Source organism: Kitasatospora sp. NPDC092948, from assembly GCF_044754805.1.
Lineage (GTDB): Bacteria > Actinomycetota > Actinomycetes > Streptomycetales > Streptomycetaceae > Kitasatospora.
In genome coordinates, this window is sequence record NZ_JBIVPU010000001.1 from 1,071,000 (window position 1) to 1,091,485 (window position 20,486).

Genomic DNA, 20,486 nt, shown 5'->3' on the forward strand with positions numbered 1-20,486 from the left:
GGCCGGCGCGGTTCGGACGCACCAGCCTAACCGGGGCCGCCGGCCGTTCGGGAAGGGCCCGTTCGGGAAGGGCTCGTTCGGGAAGGGCGGTTCGGGGAGGGCCCGTGCGGGGAGGGGTGGTTCGGTCGGTGGGTCAGTGCATGGTGCCGGCGTAGCGGCGGACGAACCGGGTGCCGGTGGCGGCGGTCACCGTCACGTCGTAACGCCCGCTGTCGAGCGGCCAGTCGACGGAGGTCTGCTTGTTCGCGGCGACCCATACGGTCTGCGGCTGCCCGGCGAAGTCGTTCGGGGAGACGGTGAAGGAGACGTCCGTGCCGCCGTCGTTGTGCAGGTGCAGCACCAGCTTGGTGCGGCCGACGGCGGCCTCGACCAGGGGGACGGGCACGTCGTCCTGGTCGGCGCGGGTGACGGTGCCGGCGAAGCGGCGGACGAATCCGTCGGGGCCGTGCACGGTGAAGTCGTAGCGGCCGTCGGTGGCGGTGGCGTCCCAGGTGTACACCTTGCTCGCGGCGGGGGCCACGGTGAACGGCGTGCCGGTGAACGGCAGGGCGATGTTCGGGTAGACGGTGTACGGGAACGCCGCGGTGCCGGTGTTGGTCATGGTGCAGCGGACCAGGCCGGTGGCCCGGTCGACGGCGACCTCCGCGCCCGGGCCGTACGGCAGTTTGCGGTGCGGCCGCTCGCCGTGCTCCTGCGCGGGCATCGACTGGGCGCCGACGGCGGGGAGTTTGACCGGCGGCAGGCCGGCGTGGGCGTCGGCGACGGCCATCAGGGCGGCGGTGTCGGGAAGTCGAGGGATGGTCAGGTCGGGGCGGGTGAAGTCGAAGCAGCTGGTGAGGTCGCCGCAGACGGCGCGTCGCCACGCCGAGATGTTGGGCTCCCGTACGCCGGTGACCACCTCGAGGAACTGGAGCACCGAAGTGTGGTCGAAGACCTGGGAGTTGACCCAGCCGCCGCGCGACCACGGGGAGATCACCCACAGCGGCACCCGGTTCCCGAGGCCGATGGCGCGGCCCTGGGTGAACTCCTCCGGGGTGCCGGGCTCGGGGGTGGGCGGCACCATGTGGTCGAAGTAGCCGTCGTTCTCGTCGTACATCACCAGGAACACGGTGTGCTGCCACACCTGCGGATTGGCCATCAGCGACTGGAGGGCCTGGTCCACCCAGTGCGCGCCGTACGCGGGCCCGGCGTCCGGGTGCTCGGAGAACAGGTACGGGGCGACCAGCCAGGAGACGGTGGGGAGGGTGCCGGCCCGGCAGTCGGCGTCGAACGCGGCCGGGTCGAACTTCGTCATCGCGTTGATGTAACGCGGGTCGGTGCGCGGGAAGTTGTGGAACTGGCGGAAGTAGGACAGCGCGTTGTCGTCGTAGTCGCCGGTCCGGTCGTCCTTGCTCGGGTTGTGGTACACCCGCCAGCTCACGCCGGCGGTCTCCAGCCGCTCCGCGTAGGTGGTCCAGTCCGCCACCGGGTTGTCGGTGACGGGCGTGTTGTCGATCCACGGGCCGGTGGTGCCGTCGCGGCCCGGGCCGCTGGTGCCCGTCCACAGGTACAGGCGGTTCGGGTCGGTGGGCCCCGCCAGCGAGCAGAAGTAGGCGTCGCAGAGCGTGAACTCGTCGGCGAGCGCGAACTGGTAGGGAATGTCCTCGCGGGTGAAGTGGCCCATGGCGCGTTCGCCCTTGGCGGCGATCCACTTGTTCATCGCGCCGTTGTTGATCGCCTGGTGCCCGGTCGCCCAGTCGTGCGGCAGGCCGCCCGCGTTCTGCGCGTTGTACTTGGTGGTGTCCATCCGGTACGGCAGCATCACGCCGCCGTCGCTGCGGCCCGCGTCGGGCTGACGGAACACGTTCCCGCCGTCCGGGAATTGCAGCGCCTGCTTGTCGTCGAAGCCGCGCACGCCGTTCAGGGTGCCGAAGTAGTGGTCGAAGGAACGGTTCTCCTGCATCAGGATCACCACGTGCCGGACATCCGCGACGGTGCCCGTGGTCCCGGCGGGACGGCCCGCGGCGGCGGACTCGGGACCGGCCGCGAGGCCGGCGACGGTGGCCGCGCCCGCGGCGGCGGTGGCGGAGAGGAACGTGCGTCGGTTCAGCTGGGGAGTCATCGGCCGGTCTCTCGGGAGATGTCGAAAAGGCTTGGGAGGAAAGGAAAGTGATGAAACGTCAGAGAGTGAAAGTGGCGACGGCGGCAGCGGTGTCCGACGGCCATCCGTTGGCGGACGCGTCCGGCTCCGGGCGCGGCCAGCCGGTGGCCAGGGTGTGCGCCTCGACGAGGGTGAGCTTCCCGGCGAAGTGGATCTGGTCGATGCGGTCCTGCGGCTCGGGGCGGTCGCCGCGCCGCTTCCGCGTCACCGACCAGGTCGTGCCGGGCGACGCGGCCGGGTCGGGGTGGGCCAGCCGGTACGCGTCGAACAGTCCGGCGTTCTGCAACGCCACCGTGACCGGCCAGGCCAGCGCCGAGATCCCGCCGTGCGCCGCGGCCGTCGCCGGCGTCCAGTCCAGGTGCGAGGGCGAGGACAGCCCGGCCGCCAGCACCACCGCCCGGCCCGCGCCCGCCTCGGCGGCCAGCAGCGCGGCCAGCGCCCGGGCCTGCCGGCCGCGCACCGAGGCGCTTTCGCCCGCCAGCACCTCGGCGGCGCTGCGGCCGTCCTGGACGGCGTACGGCCCGTAGCCGTTCTCGTCCAGCTGCGCTGCCCAGAACCGGACGGTGCGGCCGCCAGGCAGTTGAACGGTGGCGCCTGCGGCGGGCAACTCGGCGGTGGTGGGCGTGAGTTCGGTCAGCGGGTGGCGGCTGAGGATGCCCACGCCGACGTCGCTCTGGTAGGCGTGCCAGCCGAGCGCGTCGGCCAGCGCCCGCGCACCCGCGGGGCCGGTCTCCTGGAGGGCGACCACGTCCAGGCCCTGCGCGAGGACCACCCGCAGCTGCTTCTCCAACGCGTCCTCGGTGTTCGCGCCGGCCTTCCACAGGTTCAGCGTCGCGACCTTCAACCGGGGCTTGCGCGAGTCGACCGGCACCTGCACGGTCAGCGTGTCGGTGACGCCGGACGGGTCCTTCACCGCCACCGTCAGCACCGCCGGGCGCGGCAGCGTCCCGTTCGGCGCGGTGCCGGTCACCGTGCCGCCCGCGCCGACGGACAGCCAGGCGTCACCGCCGACCTTGCGGAAGGCCGGCGCGCCCGTGCCGTGCATCCACAGGCCGGCCAGCTCGATCCGCGCCTCGCCCTTCGGCGCGACCACGGTCGCCGTCAGCGCGTCCACCGCGCAGTGCGGCCGGGGCGGCAGCGGCCGCGGCCGGAACTCGAACGGCGCGCTCTGCGCCAGGACGCCGTAGCCGTCCTTCGCCAACAGGTAGGCGGTGTACGGGCCGCCGGTCAGCGCCGAGGTGTCCAGCTGGACGTCGCCGGACGCGGCGGCCGTGTACTTCCACAGCAGCGACCCGCCGTTGCCCGGCCTGCGGTCGCCGTCGTAGATGCCGACCCAGTTCTTGGCGTCGGGAACGTCGGTGACCCAGTGGAAGGTGAGCCGGTCACCCTCGACGGGGCCGGCCGTCGAGGTGAGCACGAGGGAGGAGCCGGTCGCCACGAGATGGTCCTGTCCGCCGCAGGGCACGCCCACGGCTGATGGTTGAGTTGGCTGGACAACTCACCCCATTCAGGCGGTGGGCGGCGGACTGCGGATGAACGCGGCATGACGGCCCGTCGGGCGTCCCCGGAACATGCGGTCGCAGGCCCGCCGTCACGCCGAGGGGCCCCCGACCGGCAGGTCGGGGGCCCCTCGGAAGGTCCGGCGGCAGAAGGTCAGCCGGTGACGACGGCCTGCGCGTCGATCTCCACCAGCATGGGCTCCTGCGGGAGTTCGACGAAGATGGTGGTGCGGCACGGCTTCACGCCGCCCGGCTTGACGTTCTCGTCGATGAACTCGGCGTAGACCTCGTTCATCAGCGGGAAGTCGGCGCGCTTGGTGAGGTAGACGCGGAACATCACGACGTCCTCGATGGTCGCGCCGCCGGCCTCGACGATGGCCTTGACGTTCTCCAGGGTGCGGCGGGTCTGCGCCTTCACGTCGCCGTGGTACAGGTACTCGCCGGTGGCCGGGTCCTGCGGGCCCTGGCCGGAGACCTGCAGGATCGGGCCCTTGCGGACGCCCTGCGAGAACATCCACGCCGGGGCGGGCGCGCCGTCGGTGCGGATCTCGGTCTTGTCGCTCATATGCGGTGCTCCAAAGGTGAATTGACGATACGTCAGAAGGTCAGAAGGAAGGTCCGCGGGACGGGAGGCCCGCGTCGGCGGAGATCGCCCGGGTGCAGGCGAGCAGCTGGGGAAGCAGGTCGAGGACCTGCTCGTAGGGGAGGACGACGTCCGGGACGGAGATGGACGCGGCGGCGACCACCCGGCCGGAGGCGTCCCGGATCGGCGCGGCCACGCAGTTGATGAACGCCTCGTGCTCGGCGTGGTCCTGCGCCCAGCCCTGCGCGGCGACCTGCTCCAACTCGGCGAGCAGCGCGGGCCGGCTGGTGATGGTGTTGGGCGTGTGGACGGTGAACTCGACGGTGTCCACCACCCGGCGGCGCTCGGTCGGCGACAGGTCGGCCAGCAGGACCTTCGCCACCGCCGTGTTGTGCAGCGCGGCGCGCAGCCCGATCCGCGAGTACATCCGCACCGGGTGCCGCGAGTCGTACTTGTCGATGTAGACCACCTCGCCGCCCTCGTACGCGGCCAGGTGCACGGTCTGACCGGTCGTCGCGTTCAGCTCCGCCAGGTGCGGGGCAGCGGTGCGCCGGATGCCGCGCTGCTCCAGCGCGAGGCTGGACAGCGCGAACAGGCCCGCGCCCAGGTGGTAGCGGTACTGGGCGTCACGGTAGACGAACCGCTCCTCCTCCAGGCTCTGCAACAGCCGCAGCACGGTGGTCTTGTGCACGCCGATCAGGTCGGCCAGCTGGTCCAGGGAGCGTTCGCCCTCGCCGAGTTCGGCGAGCAGGCGCAGGGCGCGGGTGACGGTCTGGCTCATGGATGTCCCGATGTTCCGAGGGTTTCGAGGGCTTCGGGGAGGCTACGGGTACCTCCGTCCGCGACGACCGGCGGGTTCGTGGCGGTGGCCACGCCCGGCGGGTTCGTGGCGGTGAGCGCGGGGGAGACGATGCCGGACGCCGAGATCCGGGTCGCGGCCCAGTCCTGCTCGTCGGCGGCGAGCAGCGCGGCCACCGTACGGGCGTCCGGGAGGGGGCCGTGGTCGGTCGGCGCGGTCAGGGCGCTGGCCGCCGCCAGGTGGCCGAGGCGCAGCCGGGCGCGCTGGTCGAGCCCGCGCAGGGCGCCGGCCAGGTAGCCGGCCGCGAAGGCGTCGCCCGCGCCGGTGGGCTCGACCACCTCGACGGCGAGCGCCGGCTCGGTGACCGCACCGCCGTTGCGGTCGAGCGCGGTGACGAGGTGTCCGGAGTCCTTGACGACCAGCACCGAGGGAGCGGGAAAGCGCTTTCTGAGTGCGGCCGGGTCGCCGGTGCCGAACGCGTCCTCGGCCTCGTCCGCGCCGAGCAGCAGCACGTCGGCGGCGTTCAGCAGGGCCGGCAGCACCGACGGGTCGCGCCGCCGCCACAGTGCGGGGCGCCAGTTGAGGTCGAAGGAGACCAGCCGGCCCGGGCGGGGGCGGGCCAGCAGGGCGCGGACCAGCTCCAGGCAGTCGTCGGACAGGGCGGGCGTGATGCCCGTCAGGTGCAGCAGCGGGGCGCGGTCCAGCAGCGCGGCCGCCACCGGGTCGTCCAACAGGGCGGGGGAGAGCGCGGAGGCGGCCGAGCCGGTGCGGTAGTAGTGCAGCCGGGAGCGGCCCGCGCCGAGGTCGTGCGGCAGGTCGGAGCCGCCGGTCTCCTTCAGATAGACGCCGGTGGGGCGGTGCGGGTCCACGGCGACGGCCGAGACGTCCACACCCGCCGCGGCCAGGTCGCCGGTGAGGCGGCGACCGAAGCCGTCCGCACCGACCCGGCTGATCCACGCCGTCGGCACGCCGAGCCCCGCGAGCGCCGCGGCGACATTGGACTCGGCACCGCCGACCGAGGGCCGGAACGCGCCGACGGCCTCGAACGGCCCCGGCCGGTCGGGCAGCAGCACCGCCATCGACTCGCCCAGGCACACCGCCCGGGCGGTCGCCGCCCCGCCGTCCTGATCCGCCATCAATCCCGCTCCCTCACCCTCGGGCCCGTACCCCCCAACTCCCCCCGCAACGGCCCGCGCGGCCGTCTCTCGGCGGTGAGCTCCGGCGCTGCGTACCAGGTGGGAGGGTGGACGGGCCGCGTCGCGGTCCGTTGACCGCCGTCCGGCGTGAATGCTAGAACCGTAACACCAACATGCGCAATAGAGGTTGCGCATGTTGCAACATCCCAGCTCGTCGGGCGGGCCGGGACCGGAACGGAGGCACAGCCATGAGCAACACGGCAGCACACCAGCACACCGGACACCGACCGGCCGCAGAGCCCGCCTCCTTCGCGGACCCCGCCCGAGGGCCCGGCATCGACCCCGCCGCCGTCGCCGCCCTCGCCGACGAAACCCTCGACTGGCGCTTCAAAGCCGCCCCCGCCGACGCCTCGGGCCGCACCGTCCGCGACTGGCTCGCCACCGGACCCACCCTCGACAGCCTCGGCACCCCGCTGCTCACCCTCGACGCCGCCGCCCTCGACCACAACCTGCACACCATGGCCGCCTGGTGCCGCGAAACCGGCGTCCTGCTCGCCCCGCACGGCAAGACCACCATGGCCCCCGCCCTCTGGCAGGCCCAACTCGCCGCCGGCGCCCACGCCATCACCCTCGCCAACCTGCCCCAACTGCGCGTCGCCCGTGCCTTCGGCGTCCAGCGCCTGCTGCTCGCCAACACCCTGCTCGACCCCGCCGGCCTCGCCTGGCTCGCCGCCGAACTCGACCGCGACCCCGAATTCGCCTTCACCTCCTGGGTCGACTCCGTCGACAGCGTCCACCAGATGGACGCCGCCCTGCGCGCCGCCGGCGCCACCAGGCCCGTCGAAGTCCTGGTCGAACTCGGCGGCCCCGGCGGCCGCACCGGCGCCCGCGGCATCCCCGCCGCCCTCGACGTCGCCGCCGCCGTGCACGCCGTCCCCACCCTGCGCCTGGCCGGCGTCGGCGGCTACGAAGGCGCCCTCGCCCACGACGCCTCCCACCACGCCCTCGCCGCCGTCCGCGGCTACCTGCGCGACCTCGCCGAACTGCACCGCCGCCTCGCCCCCGACTACCCCACCCCCACCCCCGTCGTCACCGCCGGCGGCAGCGCCTACTTCGACACCGTCGCCGAAGAACTCACCCCCCTCGCCCAGGAGTTCCCCGGCACCACCGTCATCGTCCGGGCCGGCGCCTACCTCGCCCACGACGACGGCTTCTACCGCGGCATCTCCCCCCTCGCCCGCACCACCGGAGCCACCCCCCTGCGCTCCGCCATGCACGGCTGGGCCCGCGTCGTCTCCCACCCCGAACCCCAACTCGCCCTGCTGGACGCCGGAAAGCGCGACCTGCCGTTCGACGAAGGCCTGCCCGAACCGCAACTCGTCCGAGGCACAGGCGAACTGAAGGACGCCGAAGTCACCGCCCTGAACGACCAGCACACCTTCCTGCGCGGCGCCGGCGAGAACGCCCCGATCGGCGCCGTCGTCCGACTCGGCCTCTCCCACCCCTGCACCGCCTTCGACAAATGGAGCCTCATCCCCGTCGTCGACCACGCCGACGCCCGGAACCCGCGCGTGGTCGACCTGGTGAGGACGTACTTCTGATGCCCGACCTGCTGCTGCGCGCCGCCACCGTCATCGACGGCACCGGCGCCGACCGCTACCGCGCCGACGTCACCCTCACCGACGGACACATCGACGAGATCGGCCACGGCCTCACCGCCCGCCGCACCATCGACGCCGACGGCCTCGTCCTCGCCCCCGGCTTCATCGACCTGCACGCCCACTCCGACCTGGCCCTGCTCGTCGAACCCGACCACCCCTCCCGCATCACCCAGGGCGTCACCCTCGACGTCCTCGGCCAGGACGGCCTGTCCTACGCCCCCGCCGACGACACCACCCTCACCGCGCTGCGCCGCCAACTCGCCGGCTGGAACGGCGATCCCGACGGCTTCGACTGGAACTGGCGCACCGTCGGCCAGTACCTCGACCGCCTCGACGGGGCCATCGGCGTCAACGCCTGCTACCTCGCCCCGCACGGCACCGTCCGGATGCTCGCCATGGGCTGGGACAACCGCCCGCCCACCGAACCCGAACTCGACCGGATGCGCGCCCTGTTGGACCAGGCGCTCGCCGACGGCGCGGTCGGCATGTCCACCGGCCTCACCTACACCCCCGGCATGTACGCCGACACCGCCGAACTCGTCGAACTCTGCCGGATCGTCGCCGCCCGCGGCGGCTACCACGCCCCGCACCAACGCTCCTACGGCGCAGGCGCGTTGGAAGGCTACGCGGAAATGGTGGAGATATCCCGACGGTCCGGCTGCCCGCTGCACCTCACCCACGCCACCATGAACTTCGGCGTCAACGAAGGCCGGGCCGGCGAATTCCTCGCCCTGGTCGACAGCGCCCTCGCCGACGGCATCGACGTCACCCTCGACAGCTACCCCTACCTGCCCGGCTCCACCACGCTGGCCGCCCTGCTGCCCAGTTGGTCCACCGAAGGCGGCCCCGAAGCCACCCTGACCCGGCTCGCCGACCCCGCCGCACGGGCCCGGATCCGCGACGACGTCGAAGAACACGGCAGCGACGGCTGCCACGGCGTGGTCACCGACTGGGACACCATCCAGATCTCCGGCGTCCGCAACACCGCGCTCTCCGCCGTCGTCGGCCGCACGGTCTCCGAACTCGCCGCCGAACAGGGCCACACCGGCACCGAAGTGTTCTTCTCACTGCTGCTCGCCGACCAGTTGGGCACCACCATCCTCCAGCACGTCGGCCACGAGGAGAACGTCCGCGCCATCATGCGCCACCCCGCACACGCCGTCGGCAGCGACGGCCTGCTCGTCGGCGCCCGCCCCCACCCCCGCGCCTGGGGCACCTTCCCGCGCTACCTCGCCCACTACGGCCGGGACTTGGGCGTGCTCACCCTGGAACAGGCGATCGCCCGAATGACCGGCCGACCCGCCCGCCGGCTGCGCCTCGACCGGCGCGGACTGATCCGCCCCGGCCACCACGCCGACCTGGTCCTCTTCGACCCGCAGACCGTCCGCGACACCGCCACCTACGACCACCCCCGCCGCCCCGCCGACGGCATCGCCCACGTCCTGGTCGGCGGCGTCGCCGCCCTCACCGACGGCAAACCGACCGGCGACCTCGCGGGACGCGCCCTGCGGCGCGGCGCCGACGGACTGGTCCGGGCAGCGAACTGACGGCAGACCGGCCGCCCACCGGCAGATGTTCTTCAGGAAACAGGAGTTGGGGAGTATGGAGACCGAAGTGACCGACCTGCGTACCGATTTGCGTGCCGACCCGCGTGCCGACCCGCGTACCGACCTGCGTGCCGCGTTGGCCGCCCGGCCCGTGATAGCCGTGGTCCGGGCACCCGAGATCCCCGACGCCGTCGCCCTGTGCGAAGCACTCGCCGAAGGCGGCATCGCCTGGACCGAACTCACCTTCACCACACCGGACGTGACCCGCCACGTCGCCGCCGCCGCGAAGGCCGGCTGCCGGATCGGCGTCGGCACCGTCCTCACCGCCGAGCAGGCCCGCGAAGGCATCGACGCCGGAGCCCAGTTCCTGGTCACCCCCGGCCTGCGCCCCGCCGTCGCCGCCACCGCCCACGACGCCGAAATCCCCGTCGTCATGGGCGCGCTGACCCCCAGCGAGGTCGCCGACGCACTCGACCTCGGCGCCGCCGCCGTCAAGATCTTCCCCGCGAAGGCCTTCGGCCCCGGCTACTTCAAGGACCTGCACGGCCCCTACCCCGGCATCCCCCTGGTCGCCTCCGGCGGCGTCAACGCCACCAACGCCAAAGCCTTCCTCGACCACGGCGCCCTCGCCGTCTGCGCCGGCACCGACGTCGTCCCCCCGCAGGCCGTCGCCGCCGGCGACTGGGCCGAAATCACCCGCCGCGCAAAGGCGTTCATGGCCTCGCTCGACTGACCGGCCCAGCCGCCGCTGTTCCCGCGCCCCCGCGGCCTACCGGCTGCGGGTGGTGGAGTACAGGTGACTGTCGCGGAACTCGGTCGCGGCCAGGGTACGGCCGACGATGATGACGGCGGTCCGGACGACGCCCGCGGCCTTCACCTGGACGGCGATGTCGCCGAGGGTGCCGCGGAGGATCAGCTCGTCCGGGCGGCTGGCCATCGCCACCACCGCGGCCGGGCAGTCAGGTCCGTAGTGGGGGAGGAGTTCCTCGACCACGCTGTCCACGTAGCGGGCGGCCAGGTGCAGCACCAGCAGGGCGCCGCTCCTGCCGAGGACGGCCAGCTCCTCGCCCGGGGGCATCGGGGTGGCCTGCCGAGCGACCCGGGTGAGGATGACGGTCTGGCCGACCGTCGGGACCGTCAACTCCCGCTTCAGGGCCGCCGCGGCCGCCGCGAACGCCGGAACGCCCGGCACCACCTCGTACGGGATGTCCGCCGCATCCAGGCGGCGCATCTGCTCCGCCATCGCCGAGAACACCGACGGGTCGCCCGAGTGCAGCCGCGCCACGTCCCGGCCCTCGCCGTGCGCCCGGACGATCTCCGCCATGATCTGATCGAGGTCGAGGTTCGCGGTGTCCACCAGACGCGCCCCCGGCGGGCAGTCGGCCAGCAACTCCTGCGGCACCAGGCTGCCCGCGTACAGGCACACCCCGCAAGCCGCCAGGGTGCGCTGGCCGCGCACCGTGATCAGATCGGCCGCACCCGGACCGGCACCGATGAAAAAGACCGTCACTTCGCTGCTCCTCCGACTTCCTCGGCCGCACCGGACACCCCGGCGCCGCCCTTCACGACGCTCCACTGCGTGACCGGCATCGCCTGCCGCCACCCCGTGAACCCGCCCACCGGCACCGCGTGCGCGACGCTCAGCTTCACCAACTCCCCGCCGTAGCGCCGGTACCACTGCGTGAGCAGGGCCTCCGACTCCAACGTCACCGTGTTCGCCACCAGGCGCCCGCCCGGGCGCAGCGCCGACCAGCACGCCTCCAGCACGCCGGGCACGGTCAGCCCGCCGCCGACGAACACCGCGTCCGGGACGTCCAGTTCGGCCAGCGCCGCGGGCGCCGCGCCGTGCACCACCCGCAGCCGCGGCACGCCCAGCGCCGCCGCGTTGCGGACGATCCGCTCCACCCGCACCGGGTCGCGCTCCACGCTGACGGCCCGGCAACTGCGGTGCGCGCGCAGCCATTCGATGCCGATCGAGCCCGAGCCGCCGCCGATGTCCCAGAGCAGCTCGCCCGGGGCCGGACCGAGTGCCGCGAGTGTCGCCGCACGAACATGACGCTTCGTCAACTGCCCGTCGGATTCGAAGAGTTCGTCACGCAGGCCGGAAGTCAGCTGCTGGCGCGGCGCGTTCGGGTCGGTCGGGACGCAGTCGATCGCCAGGATGTTCAGCGGATCGCCCGGCGGCAGCGACCAGCCCTCGGCGACGCCCTCGCGCACCGCCTCGGCGGGGCCGCCGAGTTGCTCCAGCACCCGGACCCGGCTCGGGCCGAAGCCGCAGTCCGTCAGCAGCTTCGCCACCAGCGCCGGCGTCGCGGCCGTCGCGCTCAGCACCAGCACCCGGCGGCCCGGGTAGAGCGCCGCGTGCAGCGACTCCGGGGCGCGGCCGACCAGCGTCACCACCTCGGTCTCCTCCACCGGCCAGCCCAGCCGGGCGCACGCCAGCGACACCGACGACGGATGCGGCAGCACCCGCAGCGACTCGGCCGGCACGCCGCACTCGATCAGGGTCCGGCCGATGCCGTGGAACATCGGATCGCCGCTCGCCAGCACCACCAGCCGCCGCCCCGCGAAGCGGGCCAGCAGGCCGGGCACCGACGGCCGCAACGGCGACGGCCACGACACCAGGTCCGCCGTCACCTCGGCCGGCAGCAACGCCAACTGGCGCGTCCCGCCCAGCACCGCCTCGGCCGACGTCAACGCCTCCCGGGCGGCCTGCGACAGGCCCGGCCAGCCGTCCGCACCGACCCCCACCACGGTGATCGCAGACACGCACAGACTCCTCACAGCTCGGGGGACAGGCAGCCCGCAGCCTACCCCCAGCAGGCCGCCGCACCCCCCACGAGCTGCGGAGATCCACCGTGCGACATTGGCCACACCGGTGTGCGCGGAGGCCCTCGGAGCCGGAGCCGTCAGTGTGGTTCGGACACCAGCTGGACGGCGGGTGACGCGGGGGAGACGGGCGCGGCGCCGGTCGGACCGGGGAAGGCGCGGTGGAGGAGCAGCAGGGCGAAGATCTCCTGTTCGATGCCGTCCGGGTGGCGGGAGCGCAGGGTGCGGGCCGGTTGAGGAGGCGTCAGGCGATCGAGCGCCGTCCCGCTGCGGGACTGCTGGGCGTAGCGGGCGGCGAGGTCGGCGGCCGGGGCGGCGGCCGGGTCGAGGAGACTGGTGAGCAGACGGCGGGGCCGGGCGCCCGGGCGGTCGGTGTCGAGCGTGTAGTCGATGACGCGGATCTGTGCGGGGCAGGGGTGTTCGCGTCCCGGGGCGGCCGGAACGATCGGGACGGCCGGGGTGGTCGGGGTGGTCGGGGTGGCCATCAGTGCCGCCAGTGCCGTCAGTGCCGTCAGTGCCGTCGGCGCCGGAGTGGTCGGGATGGTCGGACCGCTCGGGCCGGCGAGGTGGGAGCCGTCCGCCAGCCGTGCGGTGAACGGGAGTCGGACATTGCCGGGCACCTGCCAGAGCAGGTCCGCGCCGCCCGCCCGGGCGGCGTGCCAGGTCGCGGGGTCGGTCGTGCCGCGGTCCGCGAGGACCAGCATGTCGCGGGTCAGCGTCGGATAGATCGCCCCGGCGAGGGCCCGCTCGTGGGTCGAGAGCGGGCCGACGTCGGCGGCGAGCGTGGCGTTGGTGCCGCACTCGACCAGGGCGCTGACCCGGGCCTGCGGGTAGCTGACGGGCTCCTGGAGCGCAGCGTGCTTGGCGCGGGCGGGAGTTCGGGGCGCGGTGCGGCCGGCGCCGCCGAGCGAGCGGCCGAAGTGCGCGGCGTTCGGCGGGGTGTCCGGCACGTCGAGAATGGCGCCGTCCAGGGCCACCAGCCGCCGCCCGAGGAACCAGGCGTCGGCGGTGGTGCGGGCGGCCGGCGGCGGACACGTCCGTTCGAACAGGTGGCGCAGCGGCTCCGGCCCGAGCCGCAGCCTGGCCCGGCCGATCGCGGCGGCGGTGGGCAGCTGCCCGCCGTGCGGCCACCAGGGCTCCCGCGCCAGGTCGGCGGCCAGCAGCCGGGCCACGTCCGGGTAACCGCGCTCGGCGAACAGGCCCATCGCCAGCACGAAGTAGACCACCACGCGGGCCGGCAGCAGGCGGCTGCGCTGCTCGACCCGGCCGCAGTCGAGCAGCACCTGGTCGACCAGGTCGGGCGGGAAGGCGCGAGTCAGCATGCCGAGCGTGGCGCGCTCCGCGAGCGGGGCGTCCGCCGGTGCGGTGAAGGGGCCGTACGCCGGTTCGTAGGTCGGTCGGTACGTTGCTCCACCCGCCGGCGCGATGGGAGGCGCGTTCGTCGGTCCGGCCGTTGGTGCGGTGGCCGGTCCGGTCGTCGACGCGGTGGGCGGTGCGGTGGCGGGTCCGGTCGTTGGCACGGTGGGCGGTGCGGAGGGACGTGCGTTCGTCGGTGCGGTGGGCGGTGCGGACGATTGGGCGGTGGACGGTGATGGTGCAGGGGTCTGCCCTGGTGCTGGCACGATTCGTTCAACGAGCCGCGCACAGCGAAGTCACCACGGCCCGGACGCCGTCGGGCGGTTGTGGGTCGGTGGGTCAGCGGAGGGCGTCGCCGGCGCGGCGCAGGGCGTCGGTGGCGCGGGCCAGGAGCTGGCGCAGCTGGTCGCGCTCGGTGGCGGTGAACTCGTCGTGCAGGGCCTGTTCGACGGCGCTGGCGCGGTCGTCGGCGAGTTCCAGCGTGGCGCGGCCGCGGTCGGTGAGGCGGGTCTCCAGGATGTTGCGATGCCAGCGGTGCGGGGCGCGTTCCACCAGGCCGCGCTCGGTCAGGTGACGGAGCAGCACGGCCATCGCCTGCGGTGTGACCTGGCAGGCCCGGGCGAGTGCGGCACCGCTGATGCCCGAGTTCTCGGCCAGCACGAACAGGGCCGCGTACTGCGGCACCGTCAGCCCGGCGGGCTCGACCGCGATGCGCTTGGCGGCCAACCGCTCCTGGTCGGCGAGGTGCAGATCGATGCCGAGGCGGTCACTGGCAGGCATTCCCATGCGCCGATGCTACAAGGGCTGTTCACTGTATTGGCGTTGACAGTCATCAATGTGTTGATGATGATCGTGGTGCTGAGCATGTGGGCGAGCGGTGCAGTGCACCCGCCGCCGCCGTCCTGCGCATGCGCGCCTTTCCGCCATGCCCGCCCGTCCTGTGATGTTGATTTGTCGATCTATCAGTTCGGCTGACACCTGCGTTCCGGAGGACCGTACACCGATGACCGACCTCTCTTTCCTCTCCGCCCCCGGCATGGCCGCCGGCTTCGCCGCCGAGACCCGCCCGAGGGCCCACGGCGCGGGTGTCGACCTCTACGAATACGACCGGGTCACCGCGCCATTGGAGTCCCTGCTGGCGTGGCCCGACGCCTGCCGCGAGGCCGCACTCCGGCACCGCGCCGCCGCCGGGCAGGCCGCCCGCCGCGGCCGCTCCCGGACGGCCGGCGAACGCCACCGCCTCGCCGCCAGGTGGTTCCACCTCGCGGGCCTGATCCCCGACCCCGACCGGGAGCGCGCGGCCGAACTCGCCGGAGAGGCGGACCGGTCGATGGCACAGTCGCTGGCCCTGCTCGAACCGCAGGCCCGCCGCCTGTCCGGCGACGGCTTCGTGGGATGGCTGCGGACCCCGGCGGGGGCGGGTGCACTCATCGGTGCGGGTGCGGGTGCGGGTGCGGGTGCGGGTGCCGGTGTAGGCGTGGGCGCGGATGGGGACGGGAGCCGGAGCGGGAGCGCGGACGCGGAGGGTAAGCGCTTTCCCGTTGCTGTGGTGTTGTCGGGCATGGATTCCAGCAAGGAGGAGTTCCATGTCGTCGTGGACGCGCTGCTCGCCCGTGGCCTCGCCGTCCTCGCGATCGACGGTCCCGGTCAGGGCGTGCTCGGAGCCACGACGGTGCTGAACGCGGAGTCCCACCGGCAGGCGGCCGCCCGGGCCCTGGATGCGCTCGCCGAGGTCGCCCCCGCCGGCGACGGCGAGTGGGGGCTCGACCTCGGGCGGATCGCCGTGGTCGGCCTCAGCCTGGGCGGGTACCTGGCCGCGTCGATCGCCGCCCACGATCCGCGCGTACGGGCGGCGGTGCTGGTCAGCGGTCCAGCCCGGCTGGATCACGACGAGTTCGTCCCGTTCCTCCACGCCACCCTCGGCCTGCGGTGCGGTGGTCCGGACGCCGCCCGCGACTTCGCCGACCGCCTCGACCTGGCCGCGCTCGCGCCCCGACTGCACGTCCCGCTGCTGCTGGTCGAAGGCGGAGAGGACCGGATCCCCGGCGTCACCAACGCCGAGGTGGTCGCCGCGCAGTTCCCGCACGCCGAGGTGCTGCACGTACCGCACGGCAACCACCTGCTCGGCAACGCCCGGACGGACTGGCTCCCGGACACCGCCGACTGGTTGGCCGAGACACTGCTGACGGCATGACGGCATGACGGCATGACGGCATGACGGGTGCGGCGGGGCCTCCGCCCGGGGCATCATCGACCCGATGAAGCCTCCGCCGCACCCGCACCCGCACCCGCAGCCGCACCCGCACCCGTTGCCCCTGCTCTACCTCGACGTCGACGGCCCGCTGCTCCCGTTCGGCGGCGACCCGGCCCGCCACCGCACCCACCTGACGGCACGCCGCATCCGTGAAGTCACCGGTGAATCGAATCCGCTGCTGGCCCGGCTCGATCCTTCCCTCGGTCCCCAACTCGCCGCACTGCCCTGCCGATTGATCTGGGCCACCACCTGGTTCGACGACGCCAACGCGTGTCTCGCCCCGCTGCTCGGCCTCCGCCCGCTCCCCGTCCTGCCCGACCCGCCCCTCGCTGCGCCCGACCCGCCGCCCGGCGTCCACTGGAAGACCCCCGCCCTCGTTGCGCATGCCGCCGGAACCCCGTTCGCCTGGGTCGACGACGAGATCACCGAACGCGACCGTCGATGGGTCGCCGACCACCACCCCGGCCCCGCGCTCCTGCGCCGAATCGACCCCGAAGTCGGCCTGACCGAAACGGACTTCACCGTCCTCGCCGCCTGGCTGCGCAACCCGGGCTGACGGGGCGGCTGCACCGCGCGGTCGGGCCCGGGGCGGATGGCGTCGACGCGGTCCGGCCTGATGCGAACGGGATCGACACGGTCGGGGCCGACGCGGTCGTGGCCGGCACGGACGGGTCGGTGCGGAGGCGGAGGGCATGTCGAAGGCCGGGCGCTCGGCGATCCCGAGGCCCGGCCTGGTCGGTGGACCGGTCAGCCCGGCAGCACCTTCCACGAGCCGGTGCCCGGCCCGCGGTCGGTGTAGTAACTGGTCGAGACGGCGAACTTGGCGCCCGACTGGGCGGAAGCCCCATTGGTGTCGAGGAAGCCGCCGTCGGCGGAGGCGTAGTCGTTCAGCAGGTGCACGACGTCGTGCAGGCGGACCAGGCCGTCCCTGGGGTCGGACGTCTTGTCGAAGATGTGCCACTTGCTGGTGCCCGGGCCGCGGTCCGGCAGGTCGGTCGTGGACACCCCGTACTTGGCGCCCTGCCGGTTCTCGACGCCGTTGGTGTCGAGGTAGGTGCCGTTGCCGTACTGGTTGACGAGGAAGACGACGTCGCCGCTGACGACATTGGTGCCGTTGGCCTTGCCGGTGGCGGAGACGACCTTCCACTCCGAGGTCTTGTGGCCGCGGCTGTTGGGGGCCTGATTGGTGGACACGTTGTAGACGGCGCCGGGCTGGCCGGACCGGCCGTTGGTGTCCAAGTAGCCGCCATCGCCCTGGTACTGGTTCTGCAGCAGGATGATGCTGCCGTAGGTCAGGTTCGCGTTCGCGGCGGCAGCCGTGGTGGGCGCGGCGAAGGACGCCGCCGTGACGGCGAGCGCCACGGCGGCTCCACATGCCGCCAGACGCTGCCGGATGGTCGTCTGAGCCATGAGTTCTTCCCGATCGCTCGAAGCGGTTTCTTGGCCCCCCACGGGATCGAGCCTGCCCGACGGTGAAAGTAAATGTGCGTCATATCCTGACATTGCCGGACCGATTCACTCCCCCGGGTGGCGGGTCGGTACGGCACCACCGGCCGGCGGGACCGACGAGGAGAGCTGGCAAGCGGGACGGGCGGGACGGGCGTTACCGGCGGGACGCGCGGGACGGGCGTTACCGGCAGGACGGGCGGGACGGGCGCTATCGGCGGGGAGAACCGGCTGGCGGGACCGGCGGGTCGGACCGGACGGCGGGACCGGCGGGTCGGACCGGACGGCAGGGCCGGAAGATCCAGGACGATCAGCGGAGTGGGCCTACGTCCTCCGCCGGTGACGCCGACCGGGCCGCTCCGCCTACCGTCGCGGCCATGGATGTCACTGGGACGCTGGACGAGGCGCTCGATCGCCTGCACCGGTCGGGGCCGGAGAGGCTCGGGCGACTGACCAACCACGCGCCGATGGCCGTGGAGGCCCTCGCCGCCCGCGGCCGGGCGCACGCCGTGCACCGCTGGCTGGACCGGTACGCCCGCAAGCTGGAGGAGTTCCCGTCCGGCGTCGAACGGGTCACGTCGGCCAACTGGCGTGCGGCGCTGGGAGATCCGAGCCGTGCGGCCGACTGGATCGCGTTCTTCGGGCACGAACTCTCGGAGCGCCCCTGGCAGACGGTGCTCGGCGAGTGGTGGACCCGGCTGCTGCCCGGACTGTGCGGAGGCTCCACCCACCCGGTGATCCGGGTCGGCCACGCGGTGCGTACCCTCCGCTCCGGCGCGAGCACCGAACCCCGGCTGGCCGAACTCGCCCACGGGCTGGGCTACTGGGCCGCCCGCCAGCATAGAGTCGCGGCGCTCACGCCGCTGCCCGGCGCCGGCCGTGCCGCTGTCGACCGCGCTGCCGCCGACCGCGCTGCCGCCGCGCTCGACCTGGTGCCGCGGATCGCCGTCCAGGACGGCGGCTTCCCCGCCCGGCTCGAACAGGTCACGGACCTGCCGGTGTGGGCGGCCGACGAGCCGGCGCCGGCCGAGGCGCACCGCCGCCTCGTCGAGCTGGTGCGTGCGGCGACCCACCGCTACGCCACCCACGGCCACGGCGAGGAGACGATGCTCGTCCACGCGGCCACCGCACCCAACGCCGTCCTGCGCATCCTGCCCGTGCTCCCGCCCGCCCTGTGGCCGGCGAGCCTGCGGGCCGCCTGGACGGCCGCCGCGGCGGTGACCTCGATGTATGCGCCGGCCGAGGCGGTCCCGTGCGTGCCGGTCGGCGACCTCACCGCCGAGGAGGTCTTCGAGCGGGCCCTGACGCACGGCGACGAACACGTCATCAAGCTGACGGACACGGCCCTGGACGTCGGCGACGCGGCGGCACTCGCGGCGGCCGTGCGGGCCATGGAGCTGACCCCGCCGGTCGGATGAGTCGGTGCGGGAGGCCGGAGCGGCCGGCTTCCCGCACCCGGGCGCGAAGGGGACGGGCGGCTCAGAAGACGAAGTAGCTCGCCCCGAAGGTGTGCGCGGACCGCCCGGGAGCCACCTCGGCCGTCACCGGCCCCTGGCAGTTGGCGGCGGCGTGGACGAGCACCTGCGAGTCGGTGAAGTTCTCGATGGTCACCGGGGACGTGGTGCTGTAGCAGCCGCGCGGCGGGTTCTCGTGCGCCACCCCGTTCACCACCAGCACACCGGTGGCCGCCTGGGCAGGCACGGCGAGGGCGAGGACGCCGGCGGCGGCCAACAGGCCGACTCCCGTGAGACGACGACGCATGGCTGTTCTCCCTTCCGAAGGCACCCGGCTGGGGGTGGGCGCCTCTCCGGACGGGGGATTCCCCGCCGCGGCCCGTCCGCTGCGGAACGCCACGGCCAATCCCTCGAATCGGCGAGCGTGCAGAGGCGGGCGAGGTGGTGACCGACGACCCGGACTCCCCGACGATTCGGAACTCGGGTGACGGCACTCGAACGGTGCAGTGCCGGAGCCATCGGACCACCGGCGGCGAACCGTTGCCCCGGTGGCTTCCGGAGGTTGCGGAAGAGTTGACGGCGAAGGGAATTGACGAACAGTCAGAGTGCTGCGGGTCGAAAAGGATGCTGGTCGGAGGGATGTTCCGGGCGGGACGGAGCCGGCCGGGCGGTGGCAGACTCGCGGCTGGCTGCACACTCCCCAAGCTGGTGGCGCCGACGCCCAACCGGCCCGTTGCGCACCCCGATCGGGCGCGGCGCGTTCTGCGACGAGCGGCACCACTCTTCCGTCTCGCAGCCACTCCCTCTTCAAAGGTGATCGCATGATGCAAGGCCGTCTGCGCCGCGCCGCGGGTTCCCCGCGCGGGGACGTCTCCACCGCTTCCGACGACGCTGCCTGCGGGCCGATCCGGCCGGGCACGAAGAAGATCCTGGCCGGTCTGGGCGCCGGCACGCTGGTGGCCGCCGGACTCTGGGCGTACCAGGTGAACGGCGCGCCGACCGCGCAGGCCGAGGCCCCCGCTGCCGGGCAGGTGGAGCCGTTCACACCCACCCCCGGCGGGTTGACCGCCAGCATCAACTCCGGCAGCGTCAGCGTGGGCCTGGGCAGTGTCTCCGCCGTCGTCACGTACACCTGCACAGACTCCTCGGCGCCCAGCGGTCTCGCGGCGCTGCGGGTTCAGTTCGACCAGAACAACAACGATGTGAGCGGCGAGGTCGCGGTGCCCTGCGGTCCGGGTGACATCAACAAGACGCAGACCGTGACGGCCACGCAGATCGGCATGAGCGGCAGCCAGGAGATCACCACGTTCGCGGTCCTGGACGACGGCAAGAACGCGGCCTCCACCAGCGACGTCACCCTTGTCGACAGCTCGTTCGTACACCTCAACCCGACGGTGACCTATCCGAGCTCCGGAGCCATCACGCTGTCCGGCACGTACAACTGCGCCAGTAGCGTGCCCACTCCGGCCACCCAGTTCGTCTCCGCCGGACAGGTCAACTCCAGCAACCAGGCCGCCGCCGGAAGCGCCGTGTTCACCATCAACACCTGCAACGGCACCGACCAGAACTGGAGCAGCACGGTCAACAGCATCGGCAATGTCGGCTTCGCCAGTGGAGCGCCCGTCGACGTGACGACCACGCTCGCTGCTGCGGGCGGCGGCGCCGGCCACACGGAGCCCTCGACCACCAACTACAGCGTGATCCTCGGGTAGGACGCCCCCGCCCGACCCGCGACGGCCCGCCGAAGCCACTGCCCCGGCGGGCCGATCGGTCGTCGCGGTT

Annotated in this window: 19 protein-coding genes; 8 read left to right on the top strand and 11 right to left on the bottom strand. The window is 73.4% G+C overall.

Annotated features, from left to right (window positions below; translation table 11 throughout):
* Positions 1-133 precede the first annotated feature (133 nt).
* The 5 genes from ACIQF6_RS04375 to ACIQF6_RS04395 form a co-directional block, all read right to left on the bottom strand.
* Positions 134-2,101 carry a phosphocholine-specific phospholipase C gene (locus ACIQF6_RS04375; protein WP_400889937.1) on the bottom strand — a complete coding sequence of 656 codons (1,968 nt, stop codon included), beginning with the start codon at positions 2,099-2,101 and terminating at the stop codon, positions 134-136.
* A 58-nt stretch (positions 2,102-2,159) separates the two neighbouring features.
* Entirely contained in the window at positions 2,160-3,578 is a 1,419-nt protein-coding gene (locus tag ACIQF6_RS04380; protein WP_400889939.1) for an endonuclease/exonuclease/phosphatase family protein, read from the bottom strand.
* Positions 3,579-3,793: 215 nt separating this feature from the next.
* On the bottom strand, positions 3,794-4,204 hold the full coding sequence (locus ACIQF6_RS04385; protein ID WP_400889941.1) for a RidA family protein: 411 nt from the start codon (positions 4,202-4,204) through the stop codon (positions 3,794-3,796).
* A gap of 40 nt (positions 4,205-4,244) precedes the next feature.
* Positions 4,245-5,003: an IclR family transcriptional regulator gene (locus ACIQF6_RS04390; RefSeq protein WP_400889943.1), complete on the bottom strand. Its 759-nt coding sequence runs from the start codon at positions 5,001-5,003 to the stop codon at positions 4,245-4,247.
* Entirely contained in the window at positions 5,000-6,157 is a 1,158-nt protein-coding gene (locus tag ACIQF6_RS04395; protein ID WP_400889945.1) for a sugar kinase, read from the bottom strand. The genes ACIQF6_RS04390 and ACIQF6_RS04395 overlap by 4 nt, the downstream gene beginning before the upstream one ends.
* Before the next feature lie 248 nt (positions 6,158-6,405).
* Here ACIQF6_RS04395 and ACIQF6_RS04400 point away from each other — a divergent pair, with 248 nt between their 5' ends.
* From ACIQF6_RS04400 to ACIQF6_RS04410, 3 genes are read left to right on the top strand one after another with little or no spacing between them, the layout of a single operon-like run.
* The gene (locus ACIQF6_RS04400) at positions 6,406-7,758 is read left to right on the top strand and encodes an amino acid deaminase (protein ID WP_400889947.1); all 1,353 of its coding nucleotides are present in this window, start codon (positions 6,406-6,408) and stop codon (positions 7,756-7,758) included.
* Positions 7,758-9,365, top strand: a complete 1,608-nt coding sequence (locus tag ACIQF6_RS04405; protein WP_400889949.1) for an amidohydrolase family protein — start codon at positions 7,758-7,760, stop codon at positions 9,363-9,365. Before ACIQF6_RS04400 ends, ACIQF6_RS04405 begins: the two co-directional genes overlap by 1 nt.
* Positions 9,366-9,420: 55 nt before the next feature.
* Positions 9,421-10,098 (top strand): bifunctional 4-hydroxy-2-oxoglutarate aldolase/2-dehydro-3-deoxy-phosphogluconate aldolase, encoded by a 678-nt coding sequence (locus ACIQF6_RS04410; RefSeq protein ID WP_400889951.1) that lies wholly within the window; start codon positions 9,421-9,423, stop codon positions 10,096-10,098.
* 36 nt (positions 10,099-10,134) lie between these two features.
* Here ACIQF6_RS04410 and cobM read toward each other — a convergent pair whose 3' ends face one another.
* From cobM to ACIQF6_RS04430, 4 genes are all read right to left on the bottom strand, one after another.
* Positions 10,135-10,875, bottom strand: coding sequence for a precorrin-4 C(11)-methyltransferase (gene cobM / locus ACIQF6_RS04415; protein ID WP_400889953.1), 741 nt, complete (start codon positions 10,873-10,875; stop codon positions 10,135-10,137).
* Positions 10,872-12,134, bottom strand: coding sequence for a precorrin-6y C5,15-methyltransferase (decarboxylating) subunit CbiE (gene cbiE / locus ACIQF6_RS04420; protein WP_400889955.1), 1,263 nt, complete (start codon positions 12,132-12,134; stop codon positions 10,872-10,874). Before cbiE ends, cobM begins: the two co-directional genes overlap by 4 nt.
* A 140-nt stretch (positions 12,135-12,274) precedes the next feature.
* The gene (locus ACIQF6_RS04425; protein WP_400889957.1) at positions 12,275-13,516 is read right to left on the bottom strand and encodes an IS4 family transposase; all 1,242 of its coding nucleotides are present in this window, start codon (positions 13,514-13,516) and stop codon (positions 12,275-12,277) included.
* A gap of 373 nt (positions 13,517-13,889) precedes the next feature.
* On the bottom strand, positions 13,890-14,336 hold the full coding sequence (locus ACIQF6_RS04430; protein WP_400889959.1) for a MarR family winged helix-turn-helix transcriptional regulator: 447 nt from the start codon (positions 14,334-14,336) through the stop codon (positions 13,890-13,892).
* Between the two features lie 6 nt (positions 14,337-14,342).
* Between ACIQF6_RS04430 and ACIQF6_RS04435 the strand changes: the two genes are divergently transcribed.
* The 3 genes from ACIQF6_RS04435 (at position 14,343) to ACIQF6_RS04445 (ending at position 16,360) form a co-directional block, all read left to right on the top strand.
* Positions 14,343-14,525, top strand: coding sequence for a hypothetical protein (locus ACIQF6_RS04435; protein WP_400889961.1), 183 nt, complete (start codon positions 14,343-14,345; stop codon positions 14,523-14,525).
* A 28-nt stretch (positions 14,526-14,553) separates the two neighbouring features.
* Complete coding sequence (locus ACIQF6_RS04440) at positions 14,554-15,744, top strand: alpha/beta hydrolase family protein (protein ID WP_400889963.1); 1,191 nt, start codon at positions 14,554-14,556, stop codon at positions 15,742-15,744.
* A gap of 64 nt (positions 15,745-15,808) precedes the next feature.
* Positions 15,809-16,360, top strand: a complete 552-nt coding sequence (locus tag ACIQF6_RS04445) for a hypothetical protein (RefSeq protein WP_400889965.1) — start codon at positions 15,809-15,811, stop codon at positions 16,358-16,360.
* Positions 16,361-16,551: 191 nt separating this feature from the next.
* Here the strand turns inward: ACIQF6_RS04445 and ACIQF6_RS04450 are convergent, their stop codons facing one another.
* Entirely contained in the window at positions 16,552-17,214 is a 663-nt protein-coding gene (locus tag ACIQF6_RS04450) for a hypothetical protein (protein WP_400889967.1), read from the bottom strand.
* Between the two features lie 413 nt (positions 17,215-17,627).
* Here ACIQF6_RS04450 and ACIQF6_RS04455 point away from each other — a divergent pair, with 413 nt between their 5' ends.
* The gene (locus ACIQF6_RS04455) at positions 17,628-18,668 is read left to right on the top strand and encodes a questin oxidase family protein (RefSeq protein ID WP_400889969.1); all 1,041 of its coding nucleotides are present in this window, start codon (positions 17,628-17,630) and stop codon (positions 18,666-18,668) included.
* Between the two features lie 61 nt (positions 18,669-18,729).
* Here ACIQF6_RS04455 and ACIQF6_RS04460 read toward each other — a convergent pair whose 3' ends face one another.
* Positions 18,730-19,011 (bottom strand): hypothetical protein, encoded by a 282-nt coding sequence (locus ACIQF6_RS04460; protein WP_400889971.1) that lies wholly within the window; start codon positions 19,009-19,011, stop codon positions 18,730-18,732.
* A 514-nt stretch (positions 19,012-19,525) separates the two neighbouring features.
* On the opposite strand from ACIQF6_RS04460, the gene ACIQF6_RS04465 reads away from it, so the two are divergent.
* Complete coding sequence (locus ACIQF6_RS04465) at positions 19,526-20,416, top strand: hypothetical protein (protein WP_400889973.1); 891 nt, start codon at positions 19,526-19,528, stop codon at positions 20,414-20,416.
* Positions 20,417-20,486: the final 70 nt, after the last annotated feature.